The sequence below is a fragment of the Meiothermus luteus genome (assembly GCF_003574085.1).
Lineage (GTDB): Bacteria > Deinococcota > Deinococci > Deinococcales > Thermaceae > Meiothermus > Meiothermus luteus.
In genome coordinates this window covers 13,344-27,807 of record NZ_QWKZ01000001.1, presented here as the reverse complement: position 1 = coordinate 27,807, position 14,464 = coordinate 13,344, and the positions used below count along the sequence as shown (strand labels likewise).

Genomic DNA, 14,464 nt, shown 5'->3' with positions numbered 1-14,464 from the left:
CGTGCGGGGGTCTCACTCGGACTGGGACAATGCCGATGCGGCCAGACTCTTGGCGATTTCGCTGGACTTCGGGTTGCTTAGCACCTCCGAGGCCAGGGAGGCGATCTTAGCGCTGGTCTTGCTGTTGTCACCAGTTTGCGCCAGAACGCTTGCGGCCAGAGATTTAGTCACCCGACCAGTCCGCCCATCATCCAATGCCTTTGCGGCCTTAGTCGCCATTGAAGGGCTGGTGCGCTTACCTGCCATAGGTCTTCACCTCTTTTCAAAGGATACGATGGATGTTAATTTATGTCAATAATTTTTACTAAAAATTAGACCTTAAATGTTAACCACGGGTGCCTGGAGGATGACTATCCCCCCTTCCGCACGCTCTCCCCCTCCGCGTTGAGTCGGATGACCTCGGGCAGCGGCTTGCCCTCCGCGATGGCTTTAGGCAACCCCTTAAGGCGATTCAAAACTTTGAAGGGGATGTACTTGTGCTCGCCCTCCACAACCACCCGGGGGTAGGCGTAGAGCTCTCTGCCAATACCCCAAACGGTAGCGGCCCTCTTGAGCGCACCCGAAACCCCTCCCTTGAAAGGCTCTATATCCGTCGGTCCCGCGCCATCTTGCTTCTCCACCCACTCGCCGGTCTCGGGGTGCTTGATTGCAATAGCAGCGATAACCCCGTACTCGTTGCCCACCTGGGCCGGGGTATAGCGCACCTGCCAGCCAAAAGGCCCGAAGGCTAGATCAAGGCGTGTCATTACTGCTCTAGCGTCGGTATACGGAGCCAAACTGGTTTGCCCGTCCTTGCGAGAGGTGATCTTCCACTCGATCTCGTCAGCAGTAAGGGGTTTGGTTAGGATGGCTAAAGGGTCTAACTTTGTAACATGATCTGGCATATTTGCCTCCTTTCAAAAAAAGTGAGGGGGTGGCCGAAGCCACCCCCTGGTGCTCTTTTCCCTTCTCAGAAGGGGATGTATTCGATGACCCCCTCGAGCTCGCCCTCCTGAGCACACGCCAGGATCAACTCCAACGCGCGAAGGACTTCTCCAACGCTCGCCCTGCGCCGGATGAGCAGCAGTCCGGGCATGGGCTCCCCGGACTCTATCCGCCGGGCCGCTTCCAGGCTCATGGTGGCCCTGTCCCTGGAGACCACCACCCGACCCTGCTCGGCGGCCCAGGCCAGCACCGCCTGATCGGGTGCGCCCGCAAGACCCACATCCACCACCCGCACCACGTCGAGGCCAGGAGAGAGACGAAGGAGGCCGCGCAGGATGGCGGCCTCCAGATTCTCGTCCAGCAGGAGCTTCATTCCCTGCGTTCCTCCAGGCGCTTACGCAGGTCGCTGGAGCGGTAACTCCGGGTCTTCTCTTCCGCTTCCCTGGCCCGCACCCCCTGCCGCTTTAGGTACGCTTCCACCTCCGCCGGGTGGCGCAGGACGTAAGCCAGCACCGCGTAGAGGTCAGCCAGGGCCAGGCCCGGGTAGGCCAGGGCCATCTCCTCCGGGGAGTACCCCTGGCGGTAGAGGTCTACCAAGTCTTCCAGGAAGACCCGGCTACCCTCTACGTAGAGGTCGCCCGCCTCGTTCTCGGCCAGGGGCACCCGCTCGGTCAGTACCATGTCTCCAGTATACTCACGCGGCTTTGACGGCTTCATTCATTCTCTGAACTGCCTTCTTCTCCCCCCGCTCCAGCAGCACCGCCGCCAGCAGGTGCTTGCAGGTGTGCCCCCTGGCGTGGTCGGGGCAGGTGCAGGTCTCCTTCTCCAAATCCACCAGGTAGTTCTGGCTTCCCCGCACCACGTAGGTGTGCGGCATCCCCTGGTCAGCAAAAGTGCACATTAGCGCACTCCGGCCCCCCACCAGGATGAGGACCTGGGCTCGTTTTCCACCGCTCCCACAGTCCATGGAGGAAGGGCTTGAGGGGCGAGAGGTCTCGCGGCACCTCGCGCCCGAGGAACGGAAGGAAAAGGCCTACCCTCAGGACCCGCCAGGGATTGATGCCGGAAGGGTTCCTTCCCTCGGTTGACCCACTCCGGCTCCCTGGCGAGCCCCGAAGGCTTTGGACGAGGTTCAGGGAGCGCCTGGCTTTTCCCATCTCCCGGGAAAGCTTGCGCTTGAGGTAGGGGTTCCTCTCAGTTTCTTTGAGCTTCTGGAGCTCCCGGAGGCGGGTCTGGTGGAACCCCTCGGCCTGGGCGAGGAAGCCCTCGTCCCGGAGAAGGGCCCCGTAGCCCTTGGGGAGCTTTTCGGTGAAGCCCAGGGCTCTCCGGCCGATCACATAGGCCGCCGCGATGTCTTTGGAGAGGGAGAGCAAGGGGGCGTACTTCAGCATCCCGATGCTGGAGGTGTCCTGCGGATTGACCTCTAAGACTTCTACACCCCGCTTTCGGGCCAGGGCGTGAATCTTCTGCAAGAGGGAGCGGTAAGCGAAGCGGTGCTGCCTGCGGCGGAAGGCCCGGCCTGAGCCGTCCCCCCTATGGGTCTTGCGGAGGTGTTTGAGCCGCTCGGTGGCGACGGCTACCCCGTGCTCCTCCGCCAGGGCCACCACCTGGTGGGCGACCTTCCAGAGGAGGAGTTCCTTAGCTCCCTTGTTGGGGGCGAAGTCCACCTCTTCCAGGGGAAGGGTCAGGTAGCGGGCGAGGTTCCCCTCAGGAGAGACCACGGCGAGAGCGAGGTGGTAGGGGTCGGCGTTCACGTCTATCCCCAGCATCCCGTTCTCCTTGGTGTGGGTGGGAGGGGGAAGCTCCTCGGGCCAGGTGAAGTGGGCCTGGACCTGTCCCTCCCTCAGGGAGAGCCCCACGTTGTAGGGAAGCCCCACGTGAACCCGCTCCAGGAGCTTATCCAAGTTAGGGTGGCCCGTCCTCACCAGGGCCTGGGCGTAAGTTCCGTCCCCCAGGTTCACCCGGAGCCAGAGGGCTCCTGCCCTCACCAGCAGCCGGAGGTTGAGGTTGCCCCCCTTGCTCCCGTCGCCCCGGGCATAGAGCAGGCCCTGGCGCTTCTCCTTCCACTCCCTTTTCAGGCGCTTCCAATCTTTGCCTGAGAGGTGCTGGCGCTTTAGCTGCTCAAAAAGCTTCCTCCCTCCGAAGACCACCTTGCAGGGGTCTTTTCCGAGCTCCCGGGCGGAGTCCAGCACGCCCTGGGCCTTCTCAATCGCCTCGTCGGCGTAGCGGGTGTTGAGGCGGAAGCGGGGGCAGAGGGGCCCGTCCTGACGCTTGAGCTCCTCCCGGGTCCTGCCCTCTAAAAGCCGGTTGTAGGCGAACCGCTTCGCCGCAGAGAAGCGGCGCATCAGATCCAGAACCGCCTTCTCGTCCTCCCGCTCAGGGAAGACCAGCCGGGCCTGGACGCCCTGGTAACCCTCAGCCTTGCCCCGTCTCCTCACCAGAATCCCCCTTCCCGTAGATCCGGGCGGCGAAGCTGGCCACGATAGCCACCAGGTCCTCGGCCAGCTCCTCTCCGAGCTCCTTCCTCTCTTTGCCGTTGAGGACTACCAGCTCCACGCCAAAAGCTTGCAGGAAAGCGCGCAGGTACCCGAGCCCGAAACGGGCCAGGCGGTCCTCGTACTCCACCACCACCCGGTCCAGCTCACCCCTCCTGGCCCGGTTCAGCACCTTGAGAAGTCCCCGGCGGTTCTCGTTGACCCCGCTGGCCACCTCGGCCACCACCTCGCAGTCCCAGCCTTGCTCCCTGGCGAAGGCCTCCAGACGGGCTACCTGGGCCTGGAGGAAGGGTTCCTGTTTCCGGGTGCTCACCCGGGCGTACAGCACGGTGCGGGGCCTGGACTCGGCCTGGACCGGCAGGGACTCCAGGGTGAGAAGCCGCTCGATCTCGTCCCTGCGGTACCGCCTGCGACCCCCGGGGGTGCGGACGGGATGCAGGAGCCCCTGCTGCTCCCAGGCGTACAGGGTGTTGCGGTGGAGGCCATAGCGCTCTCCCACCTGCTGGGCGGTGAGGAGAAGCAAATCCATAATAGGCTATAATGTAAAGTAATGTACGCTAAACGTCAACTGTTGTGATCCTCCACCCGGTGTAGCCGGCCGTCTAACAGGATGGCCTCAGCCCGCTCGAGGCGGCTCAGAAAACCCTCGATCCGTTCGCGGATGTTTTTCATAGCGTTCCTCCTCAGAAGAAGAAAAGGGGGCGGCGACGCCCCCTGGTGCCTAGAACTCTGTGGGCAGGTCGGGCCCTCCAGGTCGCGCCACTCCACCCACTCGCCGGGGTCGTCGGGCGGTTCATCCGCGTTGATCCGGGCCAGGACGTTGGCTATCTCAGCGGCGAACACACATAGCTCGTCCAGCTGCGCCTCCAACCCCTCCGGCGCGACCTCCCTGGCCCACTCCAGGTACTGGAGTAGATCGAGGGCTTCTTCCAGCGCGTGCTGCAGGCGTTCCTCCAGAGGGGCCTGATTTTCGTCCAGGGTCATGCCGTAGGTCTCGAGGCCCTTCCGCGCCCGCTCCTCTAGCAGCCGGGCGGCTTCCGGGCTGACCCGTTCCTGGGCTTTTTGCAGGATGTTCACTTTCTCTTCCATCGAAAAATCACCTCCTCCACCAGCGCCACCAGCAGGGCGAAGCCGCCAAAGATGATAAAGACCCCGCCCGCCGTCAACGCGACCACTTCTTGTAGATTCATACCCCACCAGGTGGGGCCGAAGGCCCCCTGGCCCTTCTGTCTGGCCCCTGCACTTCCACCACCACCCCGCCCTGGATGCGCGACAGCACCGCCTCACCCACCTCGCCTAACCGGGCGGCGTAGGCTTCGGGGGACAGGTTGGAGGTGATGATGAGGTCGCACCCGCCCGCGCTCGAGCGCTCCACCAGGGCGTAGAGGCGTTCTAAGGTGAAGGGGGTGAGCCTTGTCTTGCCCCCGTCGTCGAGCACCAGGCGCTCATACTGGGGCAAGGTTCCCTCTCCCGCCGCTGCCAGCCGCTCCTCGGCCAGGAAGTCGAGTTCGCTCCTGAAACGCACGAACCGTCCTTCGGCCACCAGCCGGGCCGCGATTCTGAGGGCCAGATGGGTTTTGCCCACCCCCGGCGGGCCGTAGAGGTACAGCAAGCCCCCCTGGTAGCGCCGGGCCGCTTCGATGGCGGCCTTGTTGCCGCTGTGGGCCTCCAGGGGGCGCTCCAGATACTCCCGGTAGCGGGGGTAGCCCGCAAGATCAGCCCGCAAAAACTGCGGGGCCTTCCACAGCCGCCATGAGGCGAGCAAGGCGGTCTGGTACTGGGCGGGCTCGAGGTAGCCACAGTCGCAGTCGTGCTCGATCTGGCTGGGCCGCTCGAAGGTGTACCCGGCCAGGGCCGCCGCGCCGCACAAAGGGCAGGGGGGTAGGCTGGGGTCGTGGGCCACTTCTTGCCCCCCTTTGGAGCGTAGGGCCTCGAGCACAGGGGCAAGGTTCAGAACTGCTCGCCGGTCGCTGTCCATGTCTTCTCCTCCTTCTTTCCCCGCCCCGCCAGCACCCGCCGGGCGTACAAGAGCGGCTGGTCGGGGGCCTTCTTCCTCACCTCGAGCAGCACCTGCCGCACGGCCTCGTCCCCTAACCGCTCGATCTCGCTGGCGAACTCCTCCAACCAGGCCAGGGTGGTGGGGACGCGCTTGGCTAGTGGCAGGGACTCCACCAGGTTCAGCAGCTCCAGCAGGCTCTCCTTGTGCTGCTGGGCTAACCGCTGGATCAGCGCGTTCTGCTCCTTGCGGGCCCGGTACAAAAGCCCCGCCCGCCAGCCCCCTAGCTCCTGGGCCAGCGACCCGGCAGGGTCGGGGTAGCGAGAGCCTGCTTTGTTTCGCTTGTTTTCCTGTGACACTTTGTCACGTGGTTTCTCTCTTTTCGCAAGGGGTTTTCTCTCTCCAGCACGCAAAGGCGTGTGACATTTTGTCACGGGGTTTCCTGCGATTCCCTGTGACACTCTGTCACGCTTTATCCGGTGCATCGCCTGCCGCCGGGCCTCGGGGTTCCCTAAAGGAAAGGCCCCAGGGTCTTCCCCCAGGGCCTCCCAGAGCAAAAGCCCGTCTTTCAGCGAGAGCCGCTCGAGCACCTCCCGCAACCGATGGGCTTCAAGCCGATACCAGCTTCTCTTCCGTGGCATGATCCACCAGGGCCAGGAACTCCTCTTCGCTCAGGGGGTGCTTCCAAAGCTGGGTGGCCTGTTCCCCTACCGCTACAGGGACGATGCGGTTCCTTTTGCGCTGGGGAAAAACCACCGCAAGCTCCGGTTGCCCGTGGTCGGGGGCCTTGTCCAGGTAGGAAAGCTCTATGCGGGGAAACTTCAGGGTTTTTTTCATATAGACCTCCCACAGTCAAAAAGGGGGCCGGATGGCCCCCTGGTGCTATACCCGCAAGGGCACGACGACCCCCCGGTAGCTTCCACCCTCGATGAGCACGGGCTTTTTAGGGTCAACGAAGTGTAGCTTTCCGGTTCCCTTCACGGGCTGGATGCGCTCGAGGAACAACTGCCCGTTGATGGCGAAGCTCATCACCCCCTGTACCACACAGGGTACCCTTCGGTGCGCCTGGCCGTGCTCGTTGTCCACCTCGAGGTGGATCACCCCTTCTTCCGCTTGCACGTCCACCCGCTGGTTGCTTGAACGCGAAAACAGCGGGCGCAGCGCCTCCAGCGCCTCTACCAGGGCCGGTACGTAGACCTCGATGGTGCTCTGCCACTCCTCGGGCTTGGGAATCACCCGCTCGTAATCGGGGTACTCGCCCTCTATGCGGGTGAAGCTCATCTCGAGCCCCCCTGCTTTGAGTCCCAGCTCGCCCTCCTTCAAGCCCAGGCCCACCTCGAACTCCTCCACCCCCTTCAAAGCCTTCATCATCAATGCCAGCCCCTCGCGGTGGATCACCGCCCTGCCCTCTAAGACCCCCCGCGCTGGGATGGTGCGCTCGGCCAGCACGTAGCCGTCGCTCGCTACCAGCTTCAGGCGGGTGGGGCTGAACTCGAACTGGGCCCCTTGAAAGACGGCCCGCGTGGGGTCGGTGCTGGTGGCTTCGTAGACCGCCTCGAGGCTCGCCAGCAACTCCTTGCGGCTGACCCAGACCTGGGGCTCAATGGTGGGCATGGCAAACTCCACCTCGCGGTACTCGAGGCCCACCTCGCCCACCCAGACCTTCCCGTTCAGAGAGACCTGGGCGCTGCGCTGGATGGCCGCTTTGAAAAGCGAAGCGTCCACCGCCACCACCGGCCCCTGGGCCTCTCCGGCCTTCCAGCGGGCGTAGAGCAGGCGACCTTTGTCTAACTCCCGCTCGCCCATCAGGGCGTAGCGGTGTCCATCGGCCTGCACCATCAGGGTCGAGCGTCTATCGAACAGGGTTAGAAAGTGCTTTAGCTTTTCCATATCTCCCCCTTGTCTAGGCCGCTTCCTCCGCTACTTCCGCCTCCATCACCTCCACGTACCCGCTCCCGCCGCACATCCGGCAGGGCACGGGCCGCTCGTCTTGCAGGTAGTAGCCGTAGCTCGCGCTGTAGTAGTCGCAGGCCACCGTCACGTAACCATCCCCCTGGCACTCAGGACAGAGTTCCTCACGCATTTCAGTCACCTCATCCAAATAAGTGGGGCGCCGCCAGGCGGCGCCCCCTGGTTCTGCCCTCCCCACAGCACCCCGATCAGGCCCGCTCCCTCCTCAACCGCTCCATGATCGCCCGCTCCTCCGGGGTCAAAGGCAGGTCGTCCAGCGGCTTGAGCCGTACCCGCCGGGTTTTTACCGGCGCTACAGCAGGGGCCGCCATCATCCGCAAAGCCGCCTCAAGCGCTTTCTGCTGAGCCCGAACGCCCCTCGAGGCCAGCAGCAGCCGGGCCTGAGCCGGGGTCATGGGCTCGCTGGACAGCCGCGAGAGGTAGTCTCTGAGTACCAGGGGATCGTTGATTCTACGCATGTTCACCTCCAAAAAGCGCACTTAGAAGGGTAAGTACGCATTTTTCTTGAACAACAAACCGCCCCCTCCCGAGGGTCAGGAGGGGGTAAGTGGGACGTTTTTTCAGAACTCTCTCATTCCGGGATTAGGTGTACGTTTTTAGGGAGAAACAGCCCGCCCAGAACCCTGGCCTTCTCCCACAAGTGCATGGCCTGGTCGCGCTCGAGCGGTCGTCTAAGGGCTTCTACGCCAAACTCTTCCAGGACTTTCTGTATCAGCGCGGGGATTTCCCACTCGGGGTTGTACTCGTCCCCCAACTCACCAAAAGACCTTACCATCGCTGTGGCATCCACCTCTTCCACCCGGAAGTCGAGTTGCTCGAGCAGCCGCTTCACCATGCTGCCCCACATGGTGAAGGCAAACCAGCTTGCAACCACCCGACCATGCTGTACCAGCACGTACTGCGGCTCATCTACTTGCACCTTTACCAACAGCATGTTTTCTCCTTTCCTATCAGGTTCTTACAGCAGCAAAAAGGCCGGATGGCCCTTTATCGGAATGAGGATCGGTTCAGGGTCGGTAGCCCTTATGGAGGGGGGTAGTTCTCCTGGAACCCCCGTTTTTGTCTCTCGGTGTGGCAGTAGGGGTGTGGGGTGTTCGGCAGTTAGAACAGGCAGGTTTTTTCTATTGCGTTCGCTGCCGATATAATAGAAAGATAACAGGGTAGAGGTAGACTATGCAAAAGGCTTTTTTTATTGTTTTCCTGGTAGCGATCTTATCGGCTTGTGCTCCTGCTCCTTCCGATGCTGGTAAACCGGTTGTCTACAAGGCGGCACAGGACGAGGTTCAGCGAGCGATTTTAGAGGTCGCCCCCAATCACCCTTATAACCGCGACCTGGCAGTCCTGCGGCTTCTCTCTGTCAGACCTGGAGAGGTCGTCTATCAACTTGACAACGCGCAGAACGTAGGTTCCACGTTTTTATTCGGGCGGGTTGTCTTTCGTGCCGTGTTCACCCTGTATAGCGCCGGAGGGGTGACTTACGTGACCGGCAGCGGTAGTTACACTGACCTGATCGAATTCGTTTTCAAAGAACTGGACAAGCGTTTTGAGCGTGTAAGGCAGCCCTGAGCAGAGCTCCCTTCTCTATCCTCGCGGTAACTACGCCAGCGGTCAGATACGCTAGCGTGGGTACGCTCCGCTGCTTTCTAGGCAACCCATGCTTGCTATAACTCACCTTATCGGATTTCAGAAGGGAGGTTTCTTGCCCCTCGACACACCTGGATACTGCACAAGGGGGCAAGAAAGCTACCAGCCCCGCATCATCTCCACCACCCGATACAGCCGATCCATCAGCCGCTCCGCCCGCTCCCGCTTTTCCCTGAACTCCCGCATCAGGGCGTGGTAGCGCTCAGGGGCGATCATCCCCTCGGGTGGGCTCCACCCCTTGCCCAGGTAGTGCTCCACCTTCTTTCCATCGCGGTGCTCGATCAGGTACGGGTACGGCCCGTGTAGCGCCCCTCGAGTGCAGCGGCAACCGTTCTTCCCACAGGTTTTCTTCTTCCACACTACTCGCATGGGGAAGAGGCCTTCCACCCGCGCCTGGGCCCGCTCGAGGTCGCGCTCCGCCTCCTGGATGCGCCACAGCAGGTTGTCCAGCGCCCGCACCGCCCGCTTGCGTTCGCCCTCTAAGTCAATCGGCATAAAGCCCTCCTCAGAAGAAGGAAGGGGCCGGATGGCCCCCTGGTGCTAGGCCGCTTTGGCCTGACCCCCTTTGAGGCGCCGGTAAAGCTCCCTGAGCGTGGCCGAGACTTGCCCGCTCGAGATCACCTCAAACTCACCGTCCTGCTCTATCCATCCGTAGTGCAGGTGCTCTTTGAGGAGTTCCAGCAAGGCCTTGACTTCTTTTTCGCTGAGTTCGATCTGCATAATCACCTCATCCAAAGAAGCGGGGCGGCGCCGCCGCCTCCGGCGGCGGGAGGCCGCCCCCTGGCTCTTACTCGTCCCGTAAGGCCGCCCGCAGACGAGCCGAACGGGTGCGTAAACGCTTCTGCCGCTTATCGCCGTGGGTTTGGGTGCTGCGCCCCATGCCCAACTCATGGCCCCGCGCTAGATGCTTCAAAGCCTTGTGTTTGCCCATTGCAATCACCTCGCCCATGCAAAAAGGGGCGGCAGAAGCCGCCCCCTGGTTCTCCGCCTGTTTAGTCCCGCTGGGCTTGCTCGAGAATCGCCTCTACCGCCTCGAGGCCCTCTTCCGGGTCGTCGAAAGCCGGGTGCTGGGCCTTCCAGCGGTCATAGACCTCGGCCAGCCGCGTGAAGTTGAACGGCATCACCTCGTAGGTATACCATCCATCCAGGAAGGCCCCTCCCACTCCGGGCCCGCCCGAGTCCGGCCCCACTTCCATCACGAAGGCCTCGAGCAGCTCTGCGATCCACCACACAGACCCCTCCGGGCAGCCCGGCAGGTGCAGCCGCACGTAGCCACCGGGCACCACCTCACCCTGGGCTTCCCAGCCCACCAGTTTGTTCAGGGCCTCCGACCGCTGCTTAAGCAGTTCAAGCCCTCTTTTGCCTATCAGTACCGTTGCTGAAGCTACCCAGTTCATATGTCCTCCTTTACAAACAAGGAAGGGGGCGGTACCGCCCCCTGGTTCATCCTTTGGCTGCGCTTTTCCAGCACCCGCCGGGCCGCCTGCACCGACCCATTGTCGGGGTGACCCTGGGCGATCCTCGAGGCTGGGCTCACCGGGCTCCCTGATCAGCCCCATCTGCACCAGGGCCCGGCACTCCCGCTCAGTGGTGAGGGCTTCCTGCCGGTAATGCTCCGCAGACCTCTATGAATCACCCCGCTCACCTCGGCCCAGCAGACCCGGCCCTCCAACCGGGCCCACCGCTCGAGGCTCAATGTCGGCATCATGCTTATAGTCCTAGAGCCGACTCAAGGCGGCTTTCCTGTTGGGGATCGATCTCATAGCGGCACGAGACCCGGTAATGGGCCCCTTCCGGGATGAGCGCCCAGCGGGGGAACCCCACCCTGCCTGCTGGAGTGGACAGGATAATGGTCTTCCCCTCCGCAAGCACAACTTTGCAGCGGGCTAGACCTTTTCGGGTCAACAGCAACAGAACGATCTCTTTCATAACTATCTCCTCAGAAGAAGGAAGGGGGCACCGCCGCCTCCGGCGGCGGGAGGCCCCCTGGTTCTGGTTTTAGGCGGCTGCTTCTAGTCTGCTCTTTATAGCAGAGAGAATCTGACGAGCAACCTCCTGGAGGCGCTCGAGGGAGGCCTCGAGCGCCTCAACTGTTCCTCGCCAGTGCAGGATGTAGTCCCGGCTGGTGCTCATCGGCAGCCCGAGCTCCCGCCCCACGGCGTAGGCCACCGCCTCGGCCTCGAGTTCTTCCACCTCCCGGGGCAGGTTCATTCCCCCAAAGTGCAGCAGGGTGTGGGCCCACTCGTGCAGGAGTGTTTCGGCCTTGCTGGTGTAGCCCTGATCCGCCGCCAGCACGATCCGCTTCCCGTTGGTCTTGCCCAGCGCCCCGCCGGGGAGCAATCCCTCCTGCACCCCCACCGGGCAGACCACCTTGAGCCGGGCGTACAGCGCGGGCCCCTGGGGGATCTCCTCTGTCTGGGGCTTTAGCGGCTCGCCTTCGGTTTGCGCGATGTCGAAGACGTAGGTGGTGTGGAAGCCCACTAGCTTCCGCTCTTCCCGCACCTCCTGGGTTTCCTCGTCCACCACCTCCACCCGCTTCAGGCTCGGCGCGAGGATGGCGATGCCCCGCTCGCCCTTCCTCACGCGCCGCCCCAGTTCGTTCCAGCGCTTCATTCCCGCCACCAGGGTGGCCTCCGGGCGCTGCTGGTGGATGAGCAGGACGTTTCTCGCGCTGTAGCGGTGGAAGCGGCCCGCTTTTTCCAGGAAGGCCAGGAACCCCTGGGTCTGCCCCTCCTGGAGTTCAGCGGCGAGCTGCTCCACCCAGCCCTTGATGCTTTCCATAAGCGCGTCGGCTTTCATAGCTACCTCCTCGCTCAAAGAAAAGGGGCGGCTTTGGCCGCCCCCTGGTTCGCCCCTTCACAGCGGAACAAACGCCTCAGTTGCCCCGGCTGCGGGGCTCTCCTCTGGACTCCTCCCACCCTTTCAGGTCAAGCGCCCCCTCCCGGATCCACGCCTCGAGCTGGTCCGGGGCCTCGAAGGCGGCCAGGATCTTCTGGAACTCTGCCGGGTGGAGGTACTGCCACTGGGGGCCCTCGAAGCACTCCTCATCCGCGAACGAGACTACGCTGGCTACCCCGTCGGTGCGGCTCCACTCCACCCAGTGCACCTCGAGGCCCTCCAGCCCCTCGGGGGCCAGTATCTGCTCGCGCACCCGCCGGGCCACGATCTCGAGGGCGTTGGTCACGCTGGTACCCTCGTGATCGTTCTGATCCCGCAGAACCACCAGGACGTGCAACCCCAGCCGGTACACATCCACATCACACCAGGCCTGCTCGTGCCAGGGAAACCTGCGACGCCAGACTACCTTCATATTCCCTCCAAAAAGGAACCCCTCAGAGAAAAGGACTTTCCCTGAGAGGCAAAAAGGACGCTTACCTTAGTACACCGGAGCGGTGTACACAACTTCCCCGCTCGAGTCGCGGTAAGCGACGGCTCTAACGGGGGCAAATCCGGCGCGATGCAGTTCCGCCTTGAGCAAGCGGAGGGCGGCGACCTCTTGCAAGAGATCAAAGAGCCGCCGGGCATCTGCCTTTTGAAGGGCTTTAGCCAGCTTGCTCAGGTGCGGACGCACCTCGCTCACCGACCAGCCCTCTTCTCCCTGGAGCATCTCCGTCAGAGCCGTGTAGGCCATCTGCGCTTCGACGAGCGCTGCAAAGCTCTCCTGCCCTGCGTCAGGAGCGACTTTCGTCTCCCACAAGCCGGGCTTGCGGAAGCCGATAGCCTTGCCGTCACGGGTTCTGAGGATAGTGATCCCCAGGACACCCTCCTTGAACTTCTCTTCCCTGGCGGGGAGGGAGTCCACCAGGGAATCTACTCCCTCAAGGCTGTAGGGGTCTATGCGGTAGCCTGCGCGTTCCAGCCGCTCCACCACCTCTTGCGAGATGAGGCCTTCGGAGAAGTGGGGGTTTCCCCCGAGTTCCTCCTCCCGCTCCAGGCGGCTCAAGCTGCGAATCTCCTCCCCGGAAGAGAGGAACCGCTCGAGCCAGCCCTTCGCGTCGGCTACCCGGCGGTCGGGGGCCTGGGCGTACCTGTCCACCAGCATCCCTTTGGCGGCCTTCAACGCGAGCTTCTTGGGGCCCGCTTTGAAGCGCACCAGGGCGTGGCGGTCGCTCACCTCCTGGACATAGCCCTTACCGTACTGGGGGTGGTTGATCTCCGCCCCCTTCCGCAAGGTTACTTTAGTGTCCCACGGGAACACCTCGTACACCTTGTCCGGGCCTTTCCAGGTGCCGATGGCCTTGACGACCCCTTTGACCTCCTCCTTTACCGAGTCGTCCTTACGAACGACCAGCGTGGAGGGGGTCTTCTGGCCGAGGCGTCGGGTCTTCTCCAAAGCCTCCTTCAAGGCTGCCCAGACAATGAGGGCAACCCTGTCGTCACGGGAGAAACGCTCGAAGCGCTGATTTTCCCGCGCAGCCTGGTAGAACTCCCGCTTCACCCCGTCCTCCTTGAGAACCACCCTCAAACCCTCGAGGGCCTCCTGAACGCTCCGAGGCTCACGCCCCAGAGCTGCCTGTATACGGTTTGCCCAAACTGCCGTGCTGATCATAGTTACCTCCTGGTAACAGGATACCACGGCAGAGCAATACAGTGTGGTTCTTGCCCCCTCGCTACCCACTCAAAAGCAACAAGGGGGGCAAGAACCCTACTCCGTCTTCAGCCACCGCCCCCGGTCGTAGCTTTGAAGCGTCTGGTAGAGCATCCGCATCTCTTCCAGCGCCCCTTCCTTCCAGGGCCGCCAGTCCCACCCCCCACTCCCCTTGAGACCGAGCTCGAGGCGCACCCGCTCCTCGGCCTGGCGCAGCCGGTAGGCATAGACCTGATTCCTGAAGACCCCGATGGTGATCGCTAGCGTTTTCATGCCCACCGGAGGGGGGCGGCTCCTGCCGCCCCCTGGTTCAACCCTTGACCAGCCGAGCTATCTTCTCCAACGCGTCCTCTCTTTTGAGGTTGACCACGGGCACGCCCCACCTCGAGGCCAGCCGGATCGCCTGCCCCGTGCCACCAGTTTCCGGCCCGCATTCTTGCTCCGACTCGGCCCCGTCCGGTGTCCAGCAGAGGACGAAGGCCACCGGGTCGTTCAGGTCGAGCCCCAAGATCTGGTGGGAGTTCCGGGCCATCAACCGCTGTACCGCCGGTGACAGACGCCCCCAGGCCGGATGCAATGCTGCCGCCAGCCGCACCGCCTCCGGGCTCGGGGCTTTCAGCGCCCCTTCCCGGTAGCCGTTGTATCCCGGCCACGGCAGAAACACCTCAACTGCTCCACCGCCCGCACGGGCCCCCCGCTCAAACGCCCGGTCAGCCCCTTCTGCCCCACCCGTTCGCAGCGCCCAGCCCCGCTCCGCCAGCCGCCGGGCAATCTTCCCCATCAGCTTTAGCACATCCTCGGGCGCACGCCTGCTTCCTACCCCAGCATAGGTTTTCATACCCCGTG

At 63.1% G+C, this 14,464-nt stretch carries 25 protein-coding genes; 1 reads left to right on the top strand and 24 read right to left on the bottom strand.

Going from position 1 to position 14,464, the window contains the following annotated elements:
• Nucleotides 1-12: 12 nt before the first annotated feature.
• From Mlute_RS15810 to Mlute_RS00150, 15 genes are all read right to left on the bottom strand, one after another.
• Nucleotides 13-246, bottom strand: coding sequence for a hypothetical protein (locus Mlute_RS15810; RefSeq protein WP_119358770.1), 234 nt, complete (start codon nt 244-246; stop codon nt 13-15).
• Nucleotides 247-350: 104 nt separating this feature from the next.
• On the bottom strand, nt 351-884 hold the full coding sequence (locus Mlute_RS00220) for a Rad52/Rad22 family DNA repair protein (RefSeq protein ID WP_119358769.1): 534 nt from the start codon (nt 882-884) through the stop codon (nt 351-353).
• A 65-nt stretch (nt 885-949) separates the two neighbouring features.
• Nucleotides 950-1,297, bottom strand: a complete 348-nt coding sequence (locus Mlute_RS00215) for a DUF5615 family PIN-like protein (RefSeq protein ID WP_119358768.1) — start codon at nt 1,295-1,297, stop codon at nt 950-952.
• On the bottom strand, nt 1,294-1,605 hold the full coding sequence (locus Mlute_RS00210; RefSeq protein WP_119358767.1) for a DUF433 domain-containing protein: 312 nt from the start codon (nt 1,603-1,605) through the stop codon (nt 1,294-1,296). Before Mlute_RS00210 ends, Mlute_RS00215 begins: the two co-directional genes overlap by 4 nt.
• 13 nt (nt 1,606-1,618) lie before the next feature.
• Nucleotides 1,619-1,825 (bottom strand): SWIM zinc finger family protein, encoded by a 207-nt coding sequence (locus tag Mlute_RS15890; RefSeq protein WP_342770197.1) that lies wholly within the window; start codon nt 1,823-1,825, stop codon nt 1,619-1,621.
• The gene (locus Mlute_RS00200; RefSeq protein WP_245958777.1) at nt 1,809-3,362 is read right to left on the bottom strand and encodes an IS200/IS605 family accessory protein TnpB-related protein; all 1,554 of its coding nucleotides are present in this window, start codon (nt 3,360-3,362) and stop codon (nt 1,809-1,811) included. The genes Mlute_RS15890 and Mlute_RS00200 overlap by 17 nt, the downstream gene beginning before the upstream one ends.
• Nucleotides 3,340-3,948 (bottom strand): IS607 family transposase, encoded by a 609-nt coding sequence (locus Mlute_RS00195; protein WP_119358764.1) that lies wholly within the window; start codon nt 3,946-3,948, stop codon nt 3,340-3,342. Before Mlute_RS00195 ends, Mlute_RS00200 begins: the two co-directional genes overlap by 23 nt.
• A gap of 35 nt (nt 3,949-3,983) precedes the next feature.
• Nucleotides 3,984-4,508 carry a hypothetical protein gene (locus Mlute_RS15885; RefSeq protein WP_245958776.1) on the bottom strand — a complete coding sequence of 175 codons (525 nt, stop codon included), beginning with the start codon at nt 4,506-4,508 and terminating at the stop codon, nt 3,984-3,986.
• Between the two features lie 97 nt (nt 4,509-4,605).
• Complete coding sequence (locus Mlute_RS00180; RefSeq protein WP_119358763.1) at nt 4,606-5,397, bottom strand: ATP-binding protein; 792 nt, start codon at nt 5,395-5,397, stop codon at nt 4,606-4,608.
• A complete protein-coding gene (locus tag Mlute_RS15880) occupies nt 5,370-5,774 on the bottom strand; it encodes a hypothetical protein (RefSeq protein ID WP_245958775.1) in 405 nt (134 codons plus the stop codon). Before Mlute_RS15880 ends, Mlute_RS00180 begins: the two co-directional genes overlap by 28 nt.
• Before the next feature lie 250 nt (nt 5,775-6,024).
• Nucleotides 6,025-6,252, bottom strand: a complete 228-nt coding sequence (locus Mlute_RS00170) for a hypothetical protein (protein ID WP_119358761.1) — start codon at nt 6,250-6,252, stop codon at nt 6,025-6,027.
• A 45-nt stretch (nt 6,253-6,297) separates the two neighbouring features.
• Nucleotides 6,298-7,305, bottom strand: coding sequence for a DNA polymerase III subunit beta (locus Mlute_RS00165; RefSeq protein ID WP_119358760.1), 1,008 nt, complete (start codon nt 7,303-7,305; stop codon nt 6,298-6,300).
• Nucleotides 7,306-7,318: 13 nt separating this feature from the next.
• Nucleotides 7,319-7,498 (bottom strand): molecular chaperone DnaJ, encoded by a 180-nt coding sequence (locus tag Mlute_RS00160; RefSeq protein WP_119358759.1) that lies wholly within the window; start codon nt 7,496-7,498, stop codon nt 7,319-7,321.
• Between the two features lie 76 nt (nt 7,499-7,574).
• Entirely contained in the window at nt 7,575-7,844 is a 270-nt protein-coding gene (locus tag Mlute_RS00155) for a hypothetical protein (protein WP_119358833.1), read from the bottom strand.
• 113 nt (nt 7,845-7,957) lie between these two features.
• The gene (locus tag Mlute_RS00150; RefSeq protein WP_119358758.1) at nt 7,958-8,320 is read right to left on the bottom strand and encodes a hypothetical protein; all 363 of its coding nucleotides are present in this window, start codon (nt 8,318-8,320) and stop codon (nt 7,958-7,960) included.
• 239 nt (nt 8,321-8,559) lie between these two features.
• Here Mlute_RS00150 and Mlute_RS00145 point away from each other — a divergent pair, with 239 nt between their 5' ends.
• Nucleotides 8,560-8,952 (top strand): hypothetical protein, encoded by a 393-nt coding sequence (locus Mlute_RS00145; protein ID WP_119358757.1) that lies wholly within the window; start codon nt 8,560-8,562, stop codon nt 8,950-8,952.
• Nucleotides 8,953-9,129: 177 nt separating this feature from the next.
• On the opposite strand, the gene Mlute_RS00140 is transcribed toward Mlute_RS00145, so the two are convergent.
• The 9 genes from Mlute_RS00140 to Mlute_RS00100 all read right to left on the bottom strand — a co-directional run bounded on the left by Mlute_RS00140 (nt 9,130) and on the right by Mlute_RS00100 (nt 14,456).
• A complete protein-coding gene (locus Mlute_RS00140) occupies nt 9,130-9,525 on the bottom strand; it encodes a DUF6788 family protein (protein WP_119358756.1) in 396 nt (131 codons plus the stop codon).
• Between the two features lie 45 nt (nt 9,526-9,570).
• Nucleotides 9,571-9,750 carry a peptidylprolyl isomerase gene (locus tag Mlute_RS00135; RefSeq protein WP_119358755.1) on the bottom strand — a complete coding sequence of 60 codons (180 nt, stop codon included), beginning with the start codon at nt 9,748-9,750 and terminating at the stop codon, nt 9,571-9,573.
• A gap of 272 nt (nt 9,751-10,022) precedes the next feature.
• Complete coding sequence (locus tag Mlute_RS00130) at nt 10,023-10,427, bottom strand: hypothetical protein (protein WP_119358754.1); 405 nt, start codon at nt 10,425-10,427, stop codon at nt 10,023-10,025.
• Nucleotides 10,428-10,740: 313 nt separating this feature from the next.
• Nucleotides 10,741-10,959, bottom strand: coding sequence for a hypothetical protein (locus Mlute_RS00125; protein ID WP_119358753.1), 219 nt, complete (start codon nt 10,957-10,959; stop codon nt 10,741-10,743).
• Nucleotides 10,960-11,028: 69 nt separating this feature from the next.
• Nucleotides 11,029-11,829: an ArdC family protein gene (locus Mlute_RS00120; protein WP_119358752.1), complete on the bottom strand. Its 801-nt coding sequence runs from the start codon at nt 11,827-11,829 to the stop codon at nt 11,029-11,031.
• A 76-nt stretch (nt 11,830-11,905) separates the two neighbouring features.
• On the bottom strand, nt 11,906-12,340 hold the full coding sequence (locus Mlute_RS00115; protein WP_119358751.1) for a hypothetical protein: 435 nt from the start codon (nt 12,338-12,340) through the stop codon (nt 11,906-11,908).
• Between the two features lie 66 nt (nt 12,341-12,406).
• On the bottom strand, nt 12,407-13,579 hold the full coding sequence (locus Mlute_RS00110) for a hypothetical protein (protein ID WP_119358750.1): 1,173 nt from the start codon (nt 13,577-13,579) through the stop codon (nt 12,407-12,409).
• Nucleotides 13,580-13,675: 96 nt separating this feature from the next.
• A complete protein-coding gene (locus tag Mlute_RS00105) occupies nt 13,676-13,891 on the bottom strand; it encodes a hypothetical protein (RefSeq protein ID WP_119358749.1) in 216 nt (71 codons plus the stop codon).
• Between the two features lie 37 nt (nt 13,892-13,928).
• Nucleotides 13,929-14,456 carry an LOG family protein gene (locus tag Mlute_RS00100; RefSeq protein WP_013012852.1) on the bottom strand — a complete coding sequence of 176 codons (528 nt, stop codon included), beginning with the start codon at nt 14,454-14,456 and terminating at the stop codon, nt 13,929-13,931.
• Nucleotides 14,457-14,464: the final 8 nt, after the last annotated feature.